Annotated in this window: 12 protein-coding genes; 2 read left to right on the top strand and 10 right to left on the bottom strand. The window is 70.2% G+C overall.

Annotated features, from left to right (window positions below; genetic code table 11):
• Positions 1–28: 28 nt before the first annotated feature.
• The 5 genes from ACGFJ2_RS26395 to ACGFJ2_RS26375 all read right to left on the bottom strand — a co-directional run bounded on the left by ACGFJ2_RS26395 (position 29) and on the right by ACGFJ2_RS26375 (position 14,047).
• On the bottom strand, positions 29–7,021 hold the full coding sequence (locus ACGFJ2_RS26395; protein ID WP_393472448.1) for a polymorphic toxin-type HINT domain-containing protein: 6,993 nt from the start codon (positions 7,019–7,021) through the stop codon (positions 29–31).
• A gap of 14 nt (positions 7,022–7,035) precedes the next feature.
• Positions 7,036–11,109 carry a LamG-like jellyroll fold domain-containing protein gene (locus tag ACGFJ2_RS26390; protein WP_393472445.1) on the bottom strand — a complete coding sequence of 1,358 codons (4,074 nt, stop codon included), beginning with the start codon at positions 11,107–11,109 and terminating at the stop codon, positions 7,036–7,038.
• A 295-nt stretch (positions 11,110–11,404) separates the two neighbouring features.
• On the bottom strand, positions 11,405–11,926 hold the full coding sequence (locus tag ACGFJ2_RS26385; RefSeq protein ID WP_393472442.1) for a snapalysin family zinc-dependent metalloprotease: 522 nt from the start codon (positions 11,924–11,926) through the stop codon (positions 11,405–11,407).
• A 141-nt stretch (positions 11,927–12,067) separates the two neighbouring features.
• Positions 12,068–12,955, bottom strand: coding sequence for an alpha/beta fold hydrolase (locus tag ACGFJ2_RS26380; protein WP_393472439.1), 888 nt, complete (start codon positions 12,953–12,955; stop codon positions 12,068–12,070).
• Between the two features lie 354 nt (positions 12,956–13,309).
• Positions 13,310–14,047 (bottom strand): tyrosine-protein phosphatase, encoded by a 738-nt coding sequence (locus ACGFJ2_RS26375; protein ID WP_393472436.1) that lies wholly within the window; start codon positions 14,045–14,047, stop codon positions 13,310–13,312.
• 93 nt (positions 14,048–14,140) lie between these two features.
• On the opposite strand from ACGFJ2_RS26375, the gene ACGFJ2_RS26370 reads away from it, so the two are divergent.
• Complete coding sequence (locus ACGFJ2_RS26370; RefSeq protein ID WP_393472433.1) at positions 14,141–15,853, top strand: S8 family serine peptidase; 1,713 nt, start codon at positions 14,141–14,143, stop codon at positions 15,851–15,853.
• Between the two features lie 76 nt (positions 15,854–15,929).
• Here the strand turns inward: ACGFJ2_RS26370 and ACGFJ2_RS26365 are convergent, their stop codons facing one another.
• From ACGFJ2_RS26365 to ACGFJ2_RS26345, 5 genes are all read right to left on the bottom strand, one after another.
• The gene (locus ACGFJ2_RS26365) at positions 15,930–16,958 is read right to left on the bottom strand and encodes a FecCD family ABC transporter permease (RefSeq protein WP_393472430.1); all 1,029 of its coding nucleotides are present in this window, start codon (positions 16,956–16,958) and stop codon (positions 15,930–15,932) included.
• Entirely contained in the window at positions 16,958–17,968 is a 1,011-nt protein-coding gene (locus ACGFJ2_RS26360; protein WP_393472427.1) for a FecCD family ABC transporter permease, read from the bottom strand. Before ACGFJ2_RS26360 ends, ACGFJ2_RS26365 begins: the two co-directional genes overlap by 1 nt.
• Complete coding sequence (locus ACGFJ2_RS26355; protein WP_393472424.1) at positions 17,965–18,981, bottom strand: iron-siderophore ABC transporter substrate-binding protein; 1,017 nt, start codon at positions 18,979–18,981, stop codon at positions 17,965–17,967. Before ACGFJ2_RS26355 ends, ACGFJ2_RS26360 begins: the two co-directional genes overlap by 4 nt.
• Before the next feature lie 14 nt (positions 18,982–18,995).
• Complete coding sequence (locus ACGFJ2_RS26350; RefSeq protein ID WP_393472422.1) at positions 18,996–19,889, bottom strand: siderophore-interacting protein; 894 nt, start codon at positions 19,887–19,889, stop codon at positions 18,996–18,998.
• Positions 19,890–20,189: 300 nt separating this feature from the next.
• Positions 20,190–20,813 carry an ArsR/SmtB family transcription factor gene (locus ACGFJ2_RS26345; RefSeq protein WP_393472419.1) on the bottom strand — a complete coding sequence of 208 codons (624 nt, stop codon included), beginning with the start codon at positions 20,811–20,813 and terminating at the stop codon, positions 20,190–20,192.
• Between the two features lie 68 nt (positions 20,814–20,881).
• Here ACGFJ2_RS26345 and ACGFJ2_RS26340 point away from each other — a divergent pair, with 68 nt between their 5' ends.
• A complete protein-coding gene (locus ACGFJ2_RS26340) occupies positions 20,882–22,132 on the top strand; it encodes an MFS transporter (RefSeq protein WP_393472416.1) in 1,251 nt (416 codons plus the stop codon).
• Positions 22,133–22,181 lie beyond the last annotated feature (49 nt).

The following is a 22,181-nucleotide window of genomic DNA, read 5'->3' as shown; positions in this document are numbered from 1 at the left end:
ATACCGTTGCCGATCGCACCCGCGCCCTTCAGCAACGAGGCTTCCCAAGGGCCTCAGGAGCCAAGCGGCCCTTCTTGGGAACCGGATTTTGCTGCACATCGCCGAACGGATTTCCCTCACCGACCGTGACATTCACGTGATTGTAGTTCGTCGCACCGCTGGCGGTCGGCTCGGGAGCGTAGGTGACCGTACCTCCAGCGGCGCGGATGTCGCCGGCGGTGGTTGCCCTAAGGCTTCCATGAGGAACGCCGGCACCTGCTTCTTCGACCGACTGTCCCATCGAACCTGAGAACACTTCTCCCGTTCCTGGCATCGGGCTTTGTCCGCCACGAACGATGACGTAATCGTCTGGTACTTCCCAGCCGTTCGCATTGTGTACCAGTACCGGGGTGTTCCGAGCTACCACATGGTACGTGTGGGCGTCGTTGACGGTGAGGTTGTGAACGCGTTCGGTGGCGGTCCACTTCTGGACGGCGGTGATCTGGACGTGGGTGCCGGCACTGGTGCGGAGCCACATGCCCGGCCGCAGCTGGTCCGCGTCACGCCACTCGCGCAGGTCGTCCAGCCAGAACGGATGGCCTTCGGTCGCGGTGACGCTACCGGTGCGATCGCCTCGGTCGCCGTCGATGTCCACGGTGATCTTGACGAGGTGCTTGACGCCCTCACCGACGATCAAAGCGGTGACCTGTTTCGCTTGTGTACCGCCGGTGCCCGGGTCAGTGGCGAGGACCCAATCGCCGACCTCGACACGCTCGATCGGCTTGGCGGATCCGTCCGCCATCAATACCTTCGTGCCGGGGACGAAGCTGTTGCCTTTACAGCCTCGGCCGATCGCCCTGGCGGCGGCTTTTATGCCCGATCGGATCCTGCCCGCGCCGCGAGCGGCGGAGGTCGCCCCTTTCCGGAGGACCTCCCCGGCGATCTCGCGGCCCGCCATGCCCGCTGCCCTCGCCGCGGCGTATCTGGTCAGCCCGGCAAGCCCGAGCTTTATCGCGGATTTGGCCAGGCTTGCGACGCTGATCACGGCAAGGGCGATGTCTGGCGCAAGTTTGCCGGCCTTGTACCAGTTGGAGTGAGTGTCCGCTCCTACCCAGCCCGCGATTTTGTCTTCGGCTCCGGGCAGATTGAAGAGACCGGAAAGGGGGTTCATCACAGGGTTCTGCAAGCCCCACATCTCAGCGCCTACATAGCCGTTCCAGGCCGGCTTGAGGACGTACTTGACGAACCAGTTGCCACCACCGCCACCACCACCACCGCTATGGCCACCACCGCCACCACCGCTGCTGCCGCCAGAGGTGTTGTTGCCTCCTCCGGGGTTCGAGTGCGGGCATCCCTTGTTGGCGTAGTAGCAGTTCGGATTGCCGCGGAGCGGGCCGTCGAGGCCGTCGGGGTCGCTCTGCGTGACGGGGGTCTGGTTCGCGTAGGAGTAGCCGTCCCAGCTCTGCGGGTAGCCGAGGTTGAACAGCGGGTCGACGGAGATGAAGCGGCCGATGTCCGCGTCGTACTCACGAGCACCGAGGTGGGTGAGGGATGTGCTGGAGTCGACGGTGCCGCCGACGAAGCCCCTCTCCCCCGGCCAGACGCCGGCGGCGATGCCGCGTGGCTGGCCGAACGGGGTGTAGCGCCGCTTGCTCAACCCGCCGGTCGTCGCGTCGATCGCCACCTCCCCGGTGCCCTGGTGGTCGGGCGACAGGAAGGTGACCCCCGCGGTGGTGCGCATGGCGATGGTCACGTCGTCGTGGCTGTAGTAGCGGGTGGCCTGGGTGGTCGTGGCTCCCTTGTTGAGGCGCACCTCGAGCCCTGGGAGGTAGACCGTGGTCCCGGTCGGGTCGCGGCGGATCAGCCGGTCGCCGTCCGAGTCGTAGCCGAAGTTGGTCTCCCCGGTGCCCGCGTCGGCGACCTTGGTGAGATGGCCTTCGACGTCCCAGGAGAGCGTCTGGTCGCCGGCGGCTGTCGTCCGCCGGGTGGTGTTGCCGGTGGCGTCGTAGGCGTAGCTGTCGGTGCGCCCACCTGTCCCGGTCTGGGTGGTGACGGTGGCGAGTTGGTGCCCCTTGTACGAGGTACCGACGCCGGTGCCACCCGCGTAGGCATAGGTGCGCGTGGTGCCGAGCTTGTTGGAGGTGTCGTACTGCGTCTCGGTGGCGCGGTTGCCGGAGGCGTCGAAGGTGTACGCGGTCCGGTACGGCGCGGGGCCGCCCAGGCTCGCCGAGCCGGGATCGGTCGTGCAGCCGTCGGTCGCCTGGGTCCAGGCGTCGGTGAGCCGCCTCAGGTGGTCGTAGCGGAAGCACTGGTTGTCGGTGCCGTCGCGGGAGACGTCGGTGATCCGCGTGATGTCGCCCGCGTCGTCGTAGTCGTAGGTGGCGTCGCGGTCGACGCCCGGCATGCCGGCGTGGACCGTGGTGCTGGTCTTCAGCCGCTGGGTGCCGAACTCGTACCCGTAGGTCTGGTCGACCTGCTTGCCTCCGGTGGACAGCCGCCTGCCCAGCAGCTTGCTGGTCTTGCTGTAGTCGCTCCCGATGACGTACGTCGCCAGGTTGCTCGTCAGCTTCACCGCACGGCTGAGCTCGTCATACGTGGTGGCGACCACCTCGGCCGGCAGCCCGCCGACCGCCGGGCTGCTGACCGACTGCACGCTGCCGTCGAGGTTGTAGACGGTGTTGAACTGGTAGCCGGCCGACGGCGCGAGCGCTGACTCGGCCGCGGGGAGGCCGGACAGGGTCACGGTCGTGCGGGTGGGCCGGTTCTGGTTGTCGTAGAAGTTGACCGCCTCGGTGTAGACGGCGCCGTTCTCGTATCGGATGGAGGCGGTCGGCTGTCCCTTGCGTACCGTGTCGTAGGTCCACTCGGCGAGCTTGGTGCCGGGGCTGCCGCTCGTCGTGTCGTACCGGGCGGTCTGGCGGCCGATCGGGTCGTAGGTGGTGCCGATCTTCTTGCCGCGCGCGTCCTCGGCCTGGACGGCCTGGTCGAGGTCGTCGTAGGCGTACTTCGTGACACCCTTGTCGGGGTCGGACACCTGGATCTGGCGACCGCGCAGGTCGTAGTCGTAGGTCCAGGTGTGGCCGCCGTACCCCTTGATCGACGCCAACTGCCCCCTGGGGGTGTAGCTGTAGGAGGTCGAGTCGTAGCCGCCCGGCTTGTGCTGGCGGACCTCGACCTTTCTGCCGAGAGCGTCGACCACCGTGGTCGTGGGGATACCGCCGGCGGGCGGGGTGACGGTCGTCCAGTCGCCGCCGTAGGCGTAGGTGGTGCGCCACTTCTCCCCGGCGTCGCTGTTGCCCGCGAGCAGCCGTTCGGCGACGACGCGGCCGAGCCCGTCGTAGGTGTAGGCGGTCTGGCTCTCCACCTGGCCCGGGGTGTCCACGCCGAACAGGGACGCGCCGGGGGCGTCGTCGGCGTAGTACGTGGCGTAGGTCCGGTCCACGCTGCCCTGGGCGTTGTAGAAGGTGTCGCTGATCAGGCGGCCGCCGTCCGGGCCGGGCTGCTGGGTCTGGCGGGACCGCAGCCAGCCGTCCATCAGCTCGTACGCGGTGTCCTGGCCGCCGTCGTTGTTGAGCTCCTTGGTGTAGATCGCCGTGATCTGGCCGGCCACCGTCTGGTAGCCGAACTGCCGGTTCGGGAGCTGGTCGGTGTCGCGGCCCGGCGCCCACACCCTGCTCACCCGGCCGAGGGCGTCGTAGGAGAAGACCGTCGTCTTGTCGCCCTCGTCGGTGGACTTGAGTGCACTCCCCCAGGCGGGATCGAGCTCGGTGATCGTGGTCATCGCCGAGCCGGTGTCCCCGCTCTTGACCGGCGGGCCCGTGACCGTCGCCCTGGTGGTCAGGCCGCCGCTCTCGGTGTAGACGGTGGTCGTCGTGCGCTCGACGGGGGTGGCCGTGGTGTTGTCGACCACTGTCACGGCCTTCGGCCTGCCGTAGGCGTCGTAGGCGGTCTTGGCGGCCGGCACATAGCGCACGACGGTGCTGGTGGTGCCGGTGGCCGCGACCTTGTCGGTCGCCGTGACCTGCCCCTTGGTCGGTGCCGCTCCGAAGGCCCCGCCGTCGTAGTAGGTGCGCCCGTCGGAGATGAGCTGCTTGCTGAGGTCCACGGACTGACCGCAGGACGCCGCCACCGTCCGTACCTGCGCCGGGAAGCCGACCAGCCAATCGGTGGTGTTCTGCGCCGCAAGCGTCGTGGTGGTGCATCGGTTGTCGGCGTCGGTGGTGACGTCGCCGAAGTCGTCGACCTGCGTCGGCGCGCCCGTCGTGGTGTCGAAGGTGTTGGTGGTGGCCTTGGTCTCCCGCCAGCTCCCGTCGTCGAGCGCGGTCAGCTTCCGGGTGGTCTTGGTGCCGATCAGGTTGGCGGTGACGGTTCCCCACGAGCGGGTGCGGGAGGCGGTCTGGGCGTGCCACGGCGAAGAGACGCTCTTGGACACGACACTGCCGCCGGCCTTGTCGTAGGTCACGGTGCGGACCTCGAATCCCTGCAGGGACTCGTGGTCGGGATAGCTGCCTCCCTCGTCGTCGGAGACCTTGACGTCCTTCTCGCCGCCGGAGGTGTTCAGGCGGTCGCCGTCCATGCCCTGGAAGTACCAGTGGTCGACCTGGCCGGGCGCGCCGCTGGTGGCCGCGCTGATCACCCGTACCTTGTCGTAGCCATGCCACTGTGACCACGTCTTGTACTTCTCGGGCGTGAGGCCGTCGTCGTCGTCGAAGTGCCAGGCGGGGTGCCCGACGCCGTAGTCGTACCTGGTGACCATGTCCGGCGACCCGCCGGTCAGATCGGTCTGGACGGCCTCGGTCACCACGTACTTGTGGAACCAGTCGAGAGTCGGGTTCTCGCTCTCGCCGTCGGTCTTCGTCCAGTACGTGGGGAAGCAGCGACGGCGGTTGGTCTGCGGGGTCGGCAGGTCGCTCGTGGTGCAGTCCGCGTCGGAGTACTTGATGTCGAGGACCCCGCCGAACTCGTTGTACACCGTGCCGAGCCGGTCCTTCACGAACGGGCCGAGGTCGTCGCCGAGCTTGTCCACCCGGTTCGGCTTCTGCGTGTAGACGAACGACACGGGGGGCAGCTCGACCGGGTCCGGTCCGGCGAGACCGGTGTGGACGATGGACGTCAGCAGCAACTGCCGGTCGACGTCGGCCATCCCCCACGCGTGCTTCAGCTCCCAGTAGTCCACCGGGCGGTAGTCGCTGCCGTCCGCCTTGAGGACCTGGGTCTTGACCATGGTCAGTCGTTTACGGGTCCAGAACGTGGGCGAGAGGTTGCCGTGGTCCTCCTTGCACTCCTGTCCGGAGTCGCAGTGCAGGTCCCAGGGCACGTCCTCCCAGTACTCCGGGTGGTCCTTGATCTTGTCCACCGCGCAGTCGGCGTCCGCGGAGCGCAGGCACCGCTCGGAGGACTCGAAGCTGACCCGTGCCGGAGCCTTGCCCGGGAACAGGTTGTCGGAGCGCAGGCCGTAGTCGATGTGGTCGAGGTAGCCGCCGCGTACGTACGACGTCTCGTCCTCGGCCTTGAGGTCGCGGCCGTAGTGGTTCGTCTCCTGCTTGTAGAAGTAGGTGATGGCGTTGCCGTCTCGGTCGACGACCTTGTCGAGGTTCCACCGCCACGCCTGCCGGCACCAGGAGTCCTTGAACTCGGACTTGTGGCACGGCTCGCCGTCGTCGTCGCCGAACACCGGCACGGTCCAGGCCGACTGGGTCTGCGGGTTCTCCAGGGCCAGCGTGTTCAGGCCGAAGAAGTATTGGGTGCCGTCGGGGGTGGTGACCTTCCAGTACTCCCCGTCGTTGTCGCCGTTGTCGAGGGAGGCGCTGGTCAGCTTCTCGATGCGGGTGCCGTCGTCGTTCTTCATCCGCCACTTGTCGCCGCCCGCGGGGATGAGCTCGCCGCCCTTGCCGTTCAGCGTCATCGTGGCGTTGTCGTAACCCCAGCACAGATCGCCGGGGTAGAGGTCGAGCGTGGTGTTCTTCGGCACGCCGTCGTCCTTGCAGGACTTGTAGCGCCGCTCGATGTAACCGGGCCACAGGTCGAACCCGTCGCCTGCCCAGGACGGCTGGGTGTTGGTGTTGGAGGTCCGGCCGTCGATGGACGAGGAGGAGTACGACAGGCCGACCTCCGGGGCCAGCCCGCCCGGCACCGGCGGCACCCGCATCGGGTACGACCAGGTGAAGTCGCCGGACTGAGGGCCGACACCCCACGTCGCCGACGCCGACAGCGACGTCGCCTTGTAGTCGCCCTTGCCGCTGGAGGGCGCCGCCGCGGCGGCCAGCACCGTCGCCGCGCCGTCCGCCGACGCGGTGGTCACCTCCGCGCTCACGGTCTGGTGCTCGGTGTCGTTGGCCGAGGCCACCGGGGTCGCCGTCCGGCAGCCGGCGGCGTCCGGGGTGGTGAGCGCGCAGGCGGGCAGCCGTACCAGCCGCAGGCGGGAGCCGTAGGAGGCGCCGTACGCGCGGGCGAACCCGGAGTAGTCCAGGCGCACGGCCATCTTCCCGGGGATCGGCGCGGCACCGGCCTGCTCGACGGAGAACACCACCCCGTCGACGCCGGCCCGCCGCCCTGTCGCGCGGTCCAGCATCCGCACCCGCACCTTGCCCGGGGTGGCGGACAAGGCGGTGGCGGACGGGGCGGTGGCGGACGGGGCGGTGGCGGACGGGGCGGTGGCGGCACCGGCGGGTGAGACGGCACCGACCCAGACCGGGAGTGTGCCCGCCTTCGTGGCAGCCGTGGAGGCCGACTTATGGAGGCCGGGCGCGGCGGCGGGCAGGGAGACCTCGGCGACCCCCGCCTTCGGCCACGTCACGGTGGCGGAGGGCGCCGGGTGGGCCACGGACGCGTCCAATTTGCGCGGTTTGACCTTCACCTCGTGCCCGGCCACCGTCTTGTCGGGGTCCGCCGGCTTGGGCAGCAGCCGTGCGGCGTCCGCCGCCACCGGCGGAGCCTCGACGGGCACCGCCGCCAGCAGCCCCGCACAAACGAGGAGCGCCGTCACGGTCGCGACCAGGCGCGGAGAACGCCGCCGGCGCTTCATGCCATTGCCGCTACGCACAACTTCCTCCACGGCTAGAGCTCGTCGATCTCGGTCGGGTTGGCCAGGTAGGCGACCTCTTCCTCGGTGGCCGCGCCGCGCAGCACCCAGACGTCGTCCAGCTGGCCGCGCCAGTTCTGGCCCGTTGGATAGGCGCCGCCGGTTCTGGCCCGCCCGAGTTGAACTGAGGTGATGGGCGCGAAGACCCGGGTGTTCTCGCGGTACGACACCGTCGGGGCCTCGGCGGCGTCCTCCCGCACGCCGTTGACGTACAGCGTGATCCGGCTGTTGAAGCCGTCGTAGACGACCGCCAGGTGGTCCCAGTCGCCGAAGCCGCCCTGGTGGAAGCTGGAGTGCTCCACCGTCGCGGTGGTCGCGCCCGCCCCGTCCACGCTGGGTACGTCCAGGACGTAGCAGCCCTTGGCCGCGTCGTAGCGCACCGCCACGGCGCTGTTGGTGGCGCCGGCGAGGCCGAGCACGGTCATGGACCTGGTGGGAGTGCCCGCCGTCTGCACCCACGCCGACACCGTGAAGCTCTCGGCGCTGTCCACCACCGCCCCGTCGGCCGCGGCGTAGTCCCCGTCGCCGCCGGGAAGGTCGAGCGCTCCGGCCACCTGGCCGTCGGGCGGGGTCACGACGGCCAGGGCGGGATCGGTGGTGATCTTCGCGGCGCCGGCCAGCGTGACCGGGTGCTTGACGGCCACCGGCGCGGAGTCGGGGCTGGTCGCCGGGGTGCCGGTCGCGGTGTTGAGCCGCCAGCGGCCGAAGATGTCGGACTTGACGGCGAACAGGTCCTGCGCCTCCTCGACCGAGACGATCCGGTCGTAGACCCGCACGTCGTCGATCGCGCCCGTCACATAGTCGACCGCTGCCCCGTTCCACTTGGACCGGCCGATCTGCAGCCCGCCTCCGGCCTGCCACACCGGTGGAAGGTCGTTGGAGCCGCTCTCGACGCCGTTGACGTAGATCCGGAGTTTCCCGGCCACGACGTCCTGGATCCCGACCAGGTGAGTCCACTGGCCGAGTGTCGCCGTGGCGGCCGAATACGCGGTGAGCGTCGTCGGCGCCGTGACGTCGGCCGCCGTCCGCATGAACGCCCACTTCTTGTTGGCGGCCCGGTACTTGAGATAGAAGCCGCTCTGGTTGGCGCCGTCCTGGCTGACGATCGTCATGTCCGTGGCGGCGGTGGTCGGCAGCTTCACCCAGGCCGCGATGGCGAAGTTGCCGGTCGTGTTCAGCACCGGGCCCGCGGTGGAGGCGTACGCTCCGGGCCCGGTGAGCTGCATGGCCGTGCCGATCTGGCCGGGGACCGCGAGAGTGGCGCTGCCCCGCACGGTGGCGGAGAGGGGGCCGCCGCCCTCGCCGTAGACCCGCTCGTTGCCCGCCGGCTCCTCCAGCCGCCAGTGCGCCGCGAGCTTCCGGCCGTCCGGTGTGGAACCGGCGGCCAGGCTCGCCGCGTCGGCGTCGGACAGGGCCTCGGCGAACACCTCGACCTCGTCGACGTCGCCCGGCCAGTTGTTCGCGTACCCGCCGTCGTACAGGCTGCGCCCGATCTGGAACGCGCCCCTGGCATCGAGTACGGAGGTGACCGGGGTCTCGGCCGCCTTGGTGCCGTTGACGTACAGCCGGAGCATCTTGGCGGGCGCGTCGTACACGCCGGTCAGGTGGGTCCAGACGTTCAGCTCCGGCGGCGTGGGCGCGATCGCCCCCGTCCACGGACCGCTTGCGCCCTTCACGTCGTTCGCCGGGGTCTTGAACACCCATGAACTGGGGGCGGGATTCACGCCGAGCTGGAAACCGCTCTGAACGGACGCGTCCTGCGCCAGAACGTTGTAGAAGGCGTCGTTCTTGCGCAGCCGGACCCATGCCGAGACGGTGAAGCTCTGCGCGGTGTCGGCGACGGCGAGGTCGGTGGCGGCGTAGCCACCGGCGTAGCCGTCGAGGCTGAGTCCGTTGCCGGCCTTGCCCTCCGCGCCGAGGGTGGCCCCGGCGCCGGACCGGGCCGCGATCCCCGGGGTCTCACCTGTGAGCGTGGTGGAGCCGGCGGGTTCGTCCAGTTTCCATCGTGTCTTCTCCGGGGCGCCCTCGCTCACCCAGAACCGGTAGTCGCCGACCGAGAAGTTCCCCGCCGCGTCCCACACGGTGATGTACAGGGTGTTGACGCCGGGATGCGTCGGGACCACCCTGACCGTCTGCGGGTTGGCGGCGCGGCTGACCGCCGAGGCGGGGGCGGGGGTGGTGTTGAGCGCGTAGGCGTACTTGGTCACCTCGGGGTCGAAGGTGATCGTGAACGACCCGTAGCGGCCGACGCCGTCGCGCGCGCTCACGTCCGGGTCGTCGGGGTTCAGCTCCGGGTACTCGGGCGAGCCGACCACGGGGGTGCGGGGCGCCGTGGGGTCGTAGCGCAGGTAGCAGTTGGTGGCGGCGCCGCCCGAGCTCCACGGGCTCCACGCCACGCCGTCGTAGGCGCGCACCTGGTAGTTGAAGTCCGTGTTCACCGGGATCAGGCCCGAAGGCACCTGCGCCGAGAACGACGAACGGTGCGAGCCGTTGGCCGACTGCTTCTTGGGGGTGGTGGTGCGCCACTGGTGCTCGGTGCCGGCGGCGTCCTTCCACGACACCAGGAACTCGGCGTTGAGCTTCTCCCCCTCGGCGCCGCTGTTGTCGGGGTCGGTGAGGTTGTCGGCGTACAGCATCGGCAGCCGGTTCACCGGCGTGGTGTGGCCGTAGGCCGGGCAGGGTCCGCCGGGGCTGGAGTGCAGCTGCTTCATCTGCGGCTGCGGCGGGGTGCTGTTGTAGTACACGCGTAGAGTCGCGTCCCCGTCGAACCGCTTCCAGCCGTACTCGTCGTCCTCGTGCCCGGCCCGCAGGCCGAACGTTGTGCTCGACCAGCCCTTCTTGGCGGCCTCCTTGACGGCCGGCTCCACGTTGAAGACCACATCGCCCGCCGGGCAGCTGCTCGAATGGCCCTTGGCGACGTCCCGGTAGGTGAGGTAGTCCGCCCAGTTGTCGGAGGTCGAATTCCAGGTCGAGTTCTTGCCGAACGCGGTGGTCCGGTAGATGTGCACCGATCGCCCGTCGCAGGACGGCGCCCAGGTCTCCTTGACCGAGAACTCCGCCGACAGGATCTGCTTGCCCGCCAAACGGCTGGTCGGCATCCGGTAGAACAGCCGCTTGACATGGGAACTGCCGCAGTAGGCGCCGGCCGGGGGCAGGCTGATGGGGCAGCGCCCCATGCCCTCTTCGGTGAAGGTGTAGTCCTCCCAGCCTCCGCTGGAGACCATCAGGTTGGCGGACTGGTCGGGCGCGTACCACATGGGGTCGATGTAGATCGGGAACTTCGCGTCCGGAGAGGTGAGCAGCCCCTGGTCCGGCTCGAGCGTCATGCGCCCGGCGTCGGCGCTCGTCTTCATCACCGCGACGCGTGAGGTGTCCCCCGGCGCCGCCGCCGACGGCCTGCGCAGCCCTCCGTTCCCGGGCGTCGCCGAGGCGGCCAATGCCCCGGCGGGCTCGCTCGAGTCCCACATCTTCGGCGGCGGCGCCCTGAACACCTCGGCGCCCGTCACCGGGTCGAGTGCCGATTGGTCGCCTCGCGTGTCCGCCGCCAGCCGCAGGTCCGGCGCCGACAACCCGAACTGGAGCTTGGCCAGCCGGGGATCGCGCGCCGCTTCCGGCGTCTTCACCACCAGCACATGGGACGCGCCGTCCGCGGTGGCCCGGACCCGCAGGTCGACGTCGGGCCCGAACACGCCCCGGTACACCGCGGTGTCACCGTCGAGTTCGGGTGCGGGCAGGCGGCCGGGCCACGACAGCGACATCCGGCGGCCCGCTCGGGTCATCGACAGCATGGGCGCGTCGCCGCCGCCCGATAGCCGCAGATCGACAGTGGTGGCCGCGGGCCGGATGGACCCGTCGGGATCCCTCCGCAGGGTGGTGTCGATGCCGACCCACGTGCCGTCCTTCAAGGTACGGACCGGTTTCAGGTGCTCGACCGCGACGAACCCGCCCTGTGGTTGCGCCCGCACCTCACGTCTCTCGCCGCGCAGGCCGAGGACCTCCACCGGCTGCCCCGACTTCCTGGCAGTCCGCGCCGCTTCGGCCTCGGTCACCTGGGGCTCAGGACCGGCGGCCCGCGCTCCCCTTCCGGGAGCCGCACCCCAGGAAGGGACGGCGAGGCATGACAAGGTCATGGCCGCCATCGCTGACACCGCCGCAAGGGCCCAACGAGTTCTCAACACCGCGCTCCCACCGGCTCCCCGTTGACGTCGGCCGCCAGACTCTTCTGGCGGCCGAGATCAAGAGTGGCGGTGACCGGTAGTAAGCCCGTTCAGATCGTGTAGATACCGTGTAGATCCGGTGTTGTCGCTCTACCCGGTCAGGTCGGGTCGGTGACCATTGACCGGTTCAGCGGTCCACGAGCACTCGGCCGAACTCGACCTGCGGGGTAGCGCCGGCGAAGTTACGATCCACCTGGGCCCGTTCGGCCGCGCTCGGATTCGCGTTCGTGCAGCTCACCGGAGCGCTGGAGCCGGACATCAGGTCGGAGCAGAGGCCGGTGCGCCGGTCGGGCAGGCCTAAGATGTGGCCGATCTCGTGAGCCGCGATGCGCACGGGGTTGTAGCCCTGTGAGGTGGCCTCCCTGCCCATCCAGATGGTGCCCCGGCCCAGGCTCGTGGGCAGGGTCCGGGGCCAGCCGTTGTCGGCGACGACGACGAAGTCGGCGGGGGTTCCTGCGACGAGGCGGACGTTCGTGACACTGGAGTTCCAGATCTGCGCGGCCTGGTCGACCGCGCCGCGGAACTCGGCCGCGCGGCCGGCGTCGTACCGGAGGGTCCTGAGCAGGGGCGCGGCCTGTGCGGGCGAGGCGGCCAGTAAGAACGCGACGGTGAGGATGAGAGAGAGCGCGAGACGCAGGGGTTTGTGCATCGGGTCTCCTCGGACAGTGGGGGTGCTGTCACGGTAGGCGCGCCGACGCCGTCCGGGGATAAGCCAGTTTGCCCCTATTGCCGTGGTATGGGGCTTGGGCCGCCCGCCAGTCGGCGACCAGCCCAAGCCTCCGCCCAGTCGCTAGACAGAGAGTTCGTCGAGGATGGCGGCCACCTCCGCCGCTCTGAACAGGAACCCGACATGCGTCGTGTCCAGGGTGTGAACGTCGTAGGGATTGTCGGGAGTAAGCGCGTCCGCCTCGGCGATCAGCCTGTCCTGCATCGCGATCGGAAGCGACAGATCGCCCGTGAGACGGATGTAGCTGCGGGCGATCGTGCCCCAGGTGTCGGCGTGGACGCGGGCATCGGACATCATCACCGCGATGGACTCGTCCGGCTGCAGGATGTTGAGGAAGGCCCGGAACTGCTGGTCGGTGGCGTCCGCCATGATCGCCGCCTTCAGGCCGGCGAGCAGGGCCGGGTCGGCGGTGCGGTAGTTGGCCCGGCCGACACCGAGTTGAGCCGGGTCCCCGACGTTCAACGCGGCCAGGGGGGCCAGCAGGTTGGCGCCGAACTCGGGCCGCTGCATGTACTCGATGGGGTTGGCCATGTCCACGCAGGACCACGCGGAGATGTACACGAGCCGATCGACCAGATCGGGCACCGTGTTGCCCACCCCGCTGATGGTCGTCCCGCCGAGGCTGGCACCCACCAGCACCACCGGCCCGTGTGCGGCCACGCGGCGGACGACGTCGACGACCATGTCGACGTTGTCCCGCAGGGTGACCCCGGCCAGGGTCGACGGCTCGTCCGCCCAGGCGGAGAGGTCTTGCGGGGCCTGGTAGGCGACCGGATATTGCGCGTCGAGGCCGTGCCCCGGCAGGTCGACGGCGAAGCTACGGTGGCCGAGCAGCGCGAGTTCACGCTGGACGGGGGCCCACATGAAGGAGCTGGAGCCGGAACCGTGGACCAGCACGAACGTGGGGGCGGCGGGTCGAGGGCTTGACGGGCTGGTTGAGATGGATGGCACGTGGATCAGTCCGATCGCATTGAGGCGCGGCGAACACGCGTGCTGTCGGCACGGCGCGTTGAGCCGCTGATGAAAGGGTGGTGGACATGCCCGCCGGTGAGGTGATCGCCCACGGGATCACAAAGGCGATCGCGGACGCGGTGGCAGAGCGCCGAAGCCGGAACGCGGCTCTGGGCGTCAACCAGCGGGTGTGATGGTGACGGGTCTGGTCGGGCGAAACGTGGCGCGCGGAATCCGCGCCGCAACGGCTAGTAGCGGGATCGCCTCAACCGCCGATCACAGAGGGATCGGCGCGACACACCGTCTCAGACAGTCCGAAGACGGACGTACATGTAGACCATGAACGAGACCGTATCAGGTCGTGGGCGGCATCAGGTACTGCTCGCGCAACGCCGTGATCAGCTCGTCGTCGGCGCCGAGCCGGTCGGCCGCGTAGTCCCGTACGGAGCCATGGCCGGCCGCCAGGTCCGCCAGGCAGAGCCGCATGATCTCGCCCGGCGCGCGGCCGTAGCCCGGCCACTTCAGCGTCCGGTCCGGATGGGCCGCCCGCCAGTCGGCGACCAGCCGTTCGGTGGCCAGTTCGGTGAGGGCGAAGTCCTCGACGATGGTCTCCTCGTCCACCCCCAGCAGGGACAGCACCAGCGCGGCCAGCAACCCGGTACGGTCCTTGCCCGAGGCGCAGTGCATGACGAGCGGAGCGCTCTCCTCGGCGGCGATCACCTTCAGTGCCTGCCCCAACTCCTCGACGCCGTCCAGCGCGACCTCGGCGTACCGGTCGGCGAGGAAGCGGGCGGTGTCGATGTCCGCGCCCAGCTCGGCCTGGTCGTAGGGCTGATGCTCGATGCTGAGGTTGTGGTAGGTCAGGCCGTCGCTGTCCGGTACGCGGCCCCTGGCGGCTATCTCCCACGGGTAGCGCAGGTCGATCACCGTAAGCACGCCCAGGTCGAGAAAGCGCCGCCAGTCCTCGCCCTCGAGCTTGGCCAGGGAATCGGAACGGTACAGGCGCCTCCAGCGCACCGTACGACCGTCGCGGGTGCGGTAACCGCCCAGGTCCCGGAAGTTGTGCAGGCGCTCGAACGCGATATGCCTCATCGAGCACACCTTATGAGGTAGGCGGGACCTATGGACGTAGCCGGGAAACATGCCCAGATTGGTGGACATATCCAACTACGCCCGGAGGTACGCGTGAAGCGTGTCATCGTCCTGGCTGCCTGCACCCTCGTGGCGACCGCTATGGTCAGCCCCGCCCAGGCAGTCCGGACCGCAACCGCCTCAGCAACCGAATACATCGTCTTATACAAGGAAGGGGTACGGCCGGACGTCGCCCGCAAGGCCGTCCAGGCGGCCGGCGGCACGGTGGTCAAGGAGAACACCGCGGTCGGCGTGGCCACCGTCTCCACCACCGACACGGGCTTCGCCGGCGCCGTCGCCGCGAACGCCTCGATCGAGGGCGTGGCGCACAACCGCTCCATCGGAACGGTCCCGTCCGCCGCCCGCTCCGCCGCCAAGGCGCGCAAGGCCGGCGACGCCGTGGAGAAAGCCGCTGACGGCGCCCCGGCCGCCACCACATTCGGCAAGCCGGGACCGACGGCCGAGCCGCTGTCGGAGCTGCAGTGGGACATGAAGCAGATCCACGCCACCGCCGACGGCTCCTACCGCTACGAGCAGGGCGACCCGGGAGTGCTGGTCGGCATCCTGGACACTGGCGTGGACGCCTCGCACCCGGATATAGCACCCAATTTCAATCGGGCTCTGAGCCGTAACTTCACGGTCGACATCCCGGTCGACGCCAACGGCGAGCCGGTCGACGGGCCCTGCGAGGACGAGCCGGACCACTCCTGCACCGACCCCGCGGACGTGGACGAGAACGAGCACGGCACGCACGTGGCCTCCTCCATCGCCTCGCCCATCAACCGGCTCGGCGTGTCCGGTGTGGCGCCCAAGGTGTCCATCGTCAACCTCCGGGTCGGCCAGGACTCCGGCTTCTTCTTCCTGCAGCCGAGTGTGGACGGGCTGACGTACGCGGGCGACCACGGCATTGACGTGGTCAACATGAGCTACTACATCGACCCGTGGCTGTTCAACTGCGTGGACAACCCGGCCGACTCCCCCGCCGACCGCGTGGAGCAGGCCACCATCATCAAGGCGACCCAGCGGGCGCTGAACTACGCCCACGACAGGGGCGTGACGCTGGTGTCCGCGGCGGGCAACGGCGGCACCGACTACACCAAGGAGCTCGTCGACGGCTCCAGCCCCGACTTCGCCAGCGTGCCCGGCGAGGCGCCGTACGACCGGACGATCCCGCCGAGCTGCGTGTCCATGCCCAGCGAGGGCAACCACGTGATCGCGGTCTCGTCCACCGGCATCAGCAAGCGCAAGGCGTACTACTCCGACTACGGCAACGGCTACGTGGACGTGGCCTCGCCCGGCGGCGACGCCTACGACAACCCGGCCAACACGCGTGACGTGACCAGGGCGACGCTGGCGGCCTATCCGAAGTCGCTGGCCGTGGAGAACGGGCAGCTCAACCCCGACGGCACGCCGAACACCCCGTCCGTGGTGCGCGACTGCCGCGGCTCGGTCTGCGGGTACTACACCTACCTGCAGGGCACCTCGATGGCCTCGCCGCGGGCCGCGGGCGTGGCGGCGCTGATCGTCAGCCGGTTCGGCCACCGCGACCGCGCTCACGGCGGCCTGACCATGAACCCGGACGCGGTGGAGGCGGCGCTGAAGGCGACCGCCACCAAGACCCCGTGCCCGGAGCCGCGGGCATTCACCTACACCCGGATCCTGCCGGACGGTACGACGACGACGGCCACGCACACCTGCGAGGGCGGCAGGTCGCGTAACGGCTTCTACGGCTCGGGCATCGTCGACGCGTTGAACGCGGCCCGATAGCCCCACGGCATGACCGGTGCGCGTCCGCGAAAGCGGACGCGCACCGCGTCCGCGGAGTCGAACGCGCACCTGCACCCTAGGCGCGGCGGCCCCGGGCGAGGAGCCAGAGCAGGAGCGGCGCCCCGAGCACGCCGGTCACCACGCCGACGGGCAGCTCCACGTCCGGGATGAGGCGGCGGGCGATGAGATCGGCCGCCAGGACCACGAACGCCCCGGCCAGCGCCGAGGCGATCGGCGGTGGCCAGGCGGTGCGGGCCAGCCGCTGGGCGATCTGCGGCGCGGCCAGCGCGACGAACGCGATCGGCCCCGCGGCGGCCGTGCCGAAGGCGACCAGCGCGACGCCCACCAGCAGCAGCGTCAGCCGCGCCCGCTGCACCGGCGCGCCGAGCACCACCGCCACCTCGTCGCCGAGTTGCAGCGCCCGGCTCCAGCGGCCGAGCAGCAGCGCGACGGGCGTGAGCACGGCCAGGGCGAGCGCCAGCGGCACGGCCTGGCTCCAGGTACGGCCGTTGAGGTTGCCGAAGAGCCAGCCGAGCGCGGCCTGGGCCTGGAAGGTGTTGCTCGTGACCATGAGGTATTCGGTGGCGCTGGTGAAGATCCACGACAGGCCGATGCCGACCAGCACGATCCGATACCCGGTGGTGCCGCGCCGCCACGCGAACAGGTACGTGAGCAACGCGGCGAGCACGGCCCCCGAGAATCCGAGCACCTGCACGCCGGGCCCCGATCCGATGCCGAGCACGATCCCGGCCACCACGGCGACGCCCGCCCCCTGGGTGACCCCGATCATGTCAGGGCTGGCCAGCGGGTTGCGGGTCATGGTCTGGAACAGGGCGCCGGACAGCCCGAACGCGGCACCGGTGAGCAGCCCGGTCAGCGCCCTGGGCAGGCGCAGCTCCCGTACGACGAACAAGATGCCCTGGTCGCCGGTGCCGAGCAGCGATTGGACGACCTCGCCGAGCCCGAGCGGGAACTCGCCCAGCCCGATGCCGAGGCAGAAGGCCAGGAACGTCACGGCGGCCAGCGCCAGGCACACCACGACCACCCGAGGGCGCAGCACGCCCGACACGGGCGGCGTCGAGAGGCGGAAGGTGAGCTGGCTCATCACAGCTCCGCCAGCCGCTGGCGCCGAGCCAGCACGATGAAGAACGGCCCGCCGATGAACGCGACCAGCAGCCCGGCCTGCACCTCGATCGGCGGCACGACGAGGCGGCCCAGAATGTCGGCGGCCAGCAGCAGGCATGGCGCGAGCAGCGCCGACAGGGGCAGCAGCAGCCGGTGGTCGGTCTCGGCTCCAGCGCGTCTTGCGACGGCCCGCGCCAGATGCGGCACGACCAGGCCGACGAAGACGACGGGTCCGATGGCCGCGACCGCCGCGCCGGTGAGCAGCATCACGGCCGCCGCGCCCTGGAGACGCACGAGCCCCACCCGGCGGCCCAGCCCGCGCGCCACGTCGTCGCCGAGCGCGAGGCTGTTGAGCGCGGGCGCGCAGGTGATCGCCAGCACGGCCCCCGCCACGATGAACGGCAGCAGTTGCGGCAGCACGCCGGAGCCGTGCCCGGACAGCGACCCGGCGGACCAGAAGCGGTAGCGGTTCAGCGATTCGGGATCGACGAGCACGATGGCGCTGGTCACCGAGCTGAGCAGGAACGTGACGGCCACCCCGGCCAGGGCCAGCTTGACCGGTGCCATCCCGTCACGGCCCATGCCGGCCATCGCGTACACGACGAGGCTCGCCAGCAGCGCGCCCGCGAACGCGAACCACACGAACCCGGACAACGCACTGATCCCGAACAGGCCCACGGAGATCACCACGCCGAACGCCGCGCCCGCGCTGACGCCGAGCACCCCGGGGTCCGCCAGGGGATTGCGGGTGAGCGCCTGCATGAGCGTGCCGGACAGGCCGAGTGCCGCCGCGGCGAGCACGCCGAGCAGCGTCCGCGGCACGCGTACGGACCAGATCACCTCCCGCGTCTCCTGGTCCGCGCCCAGGCCGCCCAGCGCCCTGACCACCTCGCCCAGGGGGATCTGGCGGGCGCCCAGGGCCAGCGACAGCAGGCAGATCAGGGCGAGGGCGCCGGCCGACGCCACCACCAGGACGGCCCGCCGGGTCACGAGGTCAGCCCGACCTCGGTCGCCGGGTTCCCGTCGACGGCGGCGGCGAGCCGCGGCACCAGCGTGTCGAGCACGTACGGCAGGCTCAGCACGGTCAGGAAGGACACCGAGTTGCCGAAGTCGGTGCCGTCCTGCACGAACACCTCGCGTCCCTCCTTGACCACCTTGAGCCCCTTGTAGACGGTGTCGGCGCGCAGGGTGGCCTTGTCCTTGCCGGGGTCCGTCACGCTCCAGAGGAGCGCTCCGGTGTCGAGCAGGTCGAGGCGTTCGCGGCTGATGTTCGCGCCGAACTTGTCGCCGATGGCCTGGTCCAGGTCGGCGGGCAGCTTGAAGCCGAGCGAGGTGAGCAGGCGGGAGCGCGGATCCTGGCTGCCGAAGACGAAGTAGCCCTCGTAGATCGTGCCCATCAGCCCGGTCTGTCCGGCGAACTCCGGATGCTCCTTCCGTACGGCGGCGAACCGGTCCTCCACCTGCTTGACCAGCGCGTCCGCCTTGGCGGGCTCGCCCACGGCCACGCCGACCTGCTTGGTCACCTCCTGCCAGGAGATCCCGTAGTCGATGTGCTCCTTGGGCTGCGCCACCGTGGGCGCGATCTTGGACAGGGTGGTGTACTGCTCCTGGGTCAGCCCCGAGTACAGGGCCAGGATCAGGTCGGGGCGCAGGGCCGCGATCTTCTCCATCTGAAGGCCGCTGCCCGTGTCCTTCAGCACCTGCGGGACCGCGGCGGAGCCGAGCTTGGGCTTGGCCCAGGGCCCGATGGCGCCGGGATACCCGCCGAGCCACTCGGTGGTGGCGACCGGCACGATGCCGAGAGCCAGCAGGGCGTCCTGCTCGACGAGGCCGACGGTGACGATCCGCTTGGGCTTGGCGGTGATCGTGGTGCTGCCGTACTTGTGATCGAGGGTGGCGGAGAAGGCGGAGGCCGCCGCCACGGGGGCCTGAGGCGTGGCGGAGCCGCATCCGGTGACCAGGGCGAGGGTCATGGCGGCGAGCGCGTACAGGACGCGGGTCATTACCGGGGACTCCCTTACTCGTTGTGCTCGGCGCGGCCCAGCCGCCAGTACCCCATGAAGGCCACGGCGCGCTTGTCCATCCCGCGCTCGGCGACCAGGTGCCGTCTGAGCGACTTGATCACCGCCGCCTCGCCGGCCAGCCAGGCGTACAGGGGGCCGTACGGCGCCTCCTCGGGCACTTCCCACAACTCCTCCACATCTACATCGATGTCCTGGAAGGAGTCCGGAGTGGGGAGGGGCGGGAGTAGCCGGTCGGCGGCGGCTCTGACGGCGGGCACCAGCAGGGCGCCGCGCTCCTCGTCGGCGCGGGCCAGCCAGGTGACCTTGACGCCGCTCGCCGTCTCGACGGGCAGGAAGTCGTCCGCGCAGGGCACCTCCATGAGCGCCTCGCCCTCATAGCCGACCGGTAGCCGTTCGAGGATGGAGCAGATCGCGGGGACCGCGGTCTCGTCGCCGGCGATCAGCACCGCCCCGGTGTCGGAGGGCGGGTGGAACTCCAGGCCGCCGTGCGGCCCGTCGTGGCGGGCGTCGGGGCCGAGCAGCACCGCGACGGCCCCGGGCCGCACATCGGCCGCCCAGCGGGCCACCGGGCCGTCGCCGTGGTCGTGCATGACCACGTCCACGTCCACCTCGCGGGCCTCGGGGCGTACGAGGCGGGCGGTGTAGGTACGGAGCGGGTTGCGCAGCGCGTCGGGCAGGCCGCGCCAGCGCGGGAACCAGTCGGGACCGCTGGGCAGGTGCTCCAGCCCGTGCCCGTCGACCGGCAGGATGAGCTTGATCCGCTGGTCGAACCCGTTGTCCGCGAAGTGGTGCAGGTCCTCCCCCTCGAACGTCACGCGCAGGAACGTCGGGCTCAGGCGTGCTAACCGGTTCACGCGTACGTCGAACATGCGAAAGGGCTCGATCATCGTCAGCTCCACCTCGATCCTTTAAGGTGAGGCTAACCTAACTCATACTGATCGACCAGTCCCGTCCGGGCACGGCAAACGCCCCCGTCCCTCCAGCCCGGGACGGGGGCGCCTGCCATTCCGAGCCCTATGTCCGGCGGACTCGGAGGCCAGCGACATGACGAGGGCGGCGGCGCCGCCGAGCATCGCCCGCTCCGTCGGCGGCGCCGCGCCCGGCATACGGACGGGGGACGGAAGCTTGATGCAGGACATTAGGCGGCGAGGGGCGGCGTCGCGACAGGGCTCGGCCTAGGGATATCCCTAGGCGTCCTTGATCGCCTGTTTAACCCCCACCGGCAGCACGTCGAAGTGGACCACCACGCGGCCGGTCGCCGAATCCGGAGCACCCGGGGACTCGAGGTCCCTGCGGTCCGCCACGGCCCGGTACCTCTCCAGGACCTCGAACACCTCCTCGCGCATCCGCGTCGTCTCGGCCACGGTGAGCCGCATCGACCGCCGGCCGAACCCGCTCGCCCGCACCCACTCCTCGGGAGTCGTCGCCTCCTCCTCCCGCCAGCGTGCCAGCTCGGCACCGCGCTGCCGGATGAGGTCGTCGATCAGCCGGGCGAACGCGTCGACCGTCTCGGCGTCGGCCGACGGGTCGGTCGAGGGATCGCCGTAGGAGAAGCCGCCCGGCACGATCCGCCAGTACTTCTCCTTGCCCTTGCCCAGCTCGGGGACCGTCTCGATCATGCTGTGCCGGGCCAGCTCACGCAGGTGGTAGCTGGTCGCCCCGGTGTTCTGGCCGAGCAGCCCGGCCAGCCGGGTGGCCGTCGAGGGGCCGTGCTCGTCGAGCAGTTCGTAGATGCGCAGTCGCAGCGGGTGCGCGAACGACTTCAGCGCGTTCGCGTCGAGCGCCCTGGCCGAATAGTGCTTGCTCTCCATGGCCGTGCACACCTATCTTTGCAAAGAAATCTGTGCATAGTTTTCCTTACACACTATCGGAGTAGGCCATGCCACGTCTCGGCCGATCGTTCGGCTTCCTCCTGTCGTCGACCGCCCTCTCCAACCTGGCCGACGGCGTGCTCAAAGTGGGCGCGCCCCTCCTGGCCGTGTCGCTGACCCGCTCCCCCACGCTGGTGTCGCTGACGGGAGCGGCCGCCACGCTGCCGTGGTTACTGTTCGCCCTGCACGCGGGCGCGATCGCCGACCGGCTCGACCGCAGGCGGATCATGGTGCTGGCCAACCTCGCCCGCTCCGCCGTGCTCGCGGCGACGGCCGCGCTCGGGCTGCTCGGGCTGGTGAACCTGTGGGTCATGCTGGCCGCCGTACTGATCGCGGGCGTGGCCGAGGTCTTCGCCGACACCTCGGCCCAGTCGGTGCTGCCGATGGCGGTGCCGCCGGAGCGCATCACAGCGGCGAACGGGCGGGTGCAGAGCGTCCAGATGATCGGCAACGAGTTCGCCGGCGCGCCGATCGCGGGCCTCCTGGTCACGCTGCTGCCCGCCGCTGTCTTCGGCGCTCCAGCCCTCCTGTACGGCGCGGCGGGCCTGCTCCTGCTGGGCATGAGGGGCTCCTACGGAACGGCCGCCACAGCGGGCCCCAGGCGCTCGCTGCTGCGCGACATCGTGGCGGCGCAGCGCTATCTGTGGTCCCAGCGGTTCCTGCGGACGCTGGCCGTCTCGGCCGGCCTGCTGAACTTCGCCAGCGCCGCCTACTTCGGGGTGTTCGTGCTGTGGGCCGTCGGCGACGGGTCGCGGATCGGGCTGTCCCCCAGCGGGTACGGCCTGATGATGACCGCGATGGCCGTCGGCGCGGTGGCCGGATCGCTGGTCTCGGAGCGGGTCTCCGGGCTGCTCGGAGAGGGCCGGACGCTGGTCGGCGCCTGGCTGGTGAGCGCTCTGCTGTACCTCGTGCCGGTGCTGTGGCCCGTCGCCTGGCTGCTGTATCCGACCTCCGTGGTGTGGGGCGTCATCGGGGCCGCCGCGAACGTGCTGGTCATCTCCACGCGACAACGGCTGATCCCGCCCGAACTGCTCGGCCGGGTCAACTCCGCCTACCGACTGATCGGCATGGGCGGGATGCCGGTGGGGGCCGCCCTCGGCGGGGTGGTGGCCGAACTCGCCGGGCTGACCGCCGTGCTTCTCGGCGCCACGGGAGTCTGTTTGGTGGGCGTGGGGCTAGTGTGGCGCGCCTTACACGATCGAATTTCCCACCCTTTGACCAGCACACCTTCCGTTCCCGACACATTCAGATCACGTTAGTCACACTTTGGCCTACCTCGAGATGACATGATTACCCCGAGCAATGAGG

The sequence above is a fragment of the Nonomuraea sp. NPDC049028 genome (assembly GCF_043197735.1).
Classification (GTDB): Bacteria; Actinomycetota; Actinomycetes; order Streptosporangiales; family Streptosporangiaceae; genus Nonomuraea.
Note: the sequence above shows the minus strand (reverse complement) of the source record. Positions and strands in the feature narration are given on the sequence as shown.

Coding starts and splice junctions, on each gene's coding strand:
- ACGFJ2_RS26365 (WP_393472430.1), bottom strand. CDS start 16,958: ATGAGCCAGCTCACCTTCCGCCTCTCGACGCCGCCCGTGTCGGGCGTG.
- ACGFJ2_RS26340 (WP_393472416.1), top strand. CDS start 20,882: ATGCCACGTCTCGGCCGATCGTTCGGCTTCCTCCTGTCGTCGACCGCC.
- ACGFJ2_RS26355 (WP_393472424.1), bottom strand. CDS start 18,981: ATGACCCGCGTCCTGTACGCGCTCGCCGCCATGACCCTCGCCCTGGTC.
- ACGFJ2_RS26350 (WP_393472422.1), bottom strand. CDS start 19,889: ATGATCGAGCCCTTTCGCATGTTCGACGTACGCGTGAACCGGTTAGCA.
- ACGFJ2_RS26385 (WP_393472442.1), bottom strand. CDS start 11,926: ATGCACAAACCCCTGCGTCTCGCGCTCTCTCTCATCCTCACCGTCGCG.
- ACGFJ2_RS26375 (WP_393472436.1), bottom strand. CDS start 14,047: ATGAGGCATATCGCGTTCGAGCGCCTGCACAACTTCCGGGACCTGGGC.
- ACGFJ2_RS26345 (WP_393472419.1), bottom strand. CDS start 20,813: ATGGAGAGCAAGCACTATTCGGCCAGGGCGCTCGACGCGAACGCGCTG.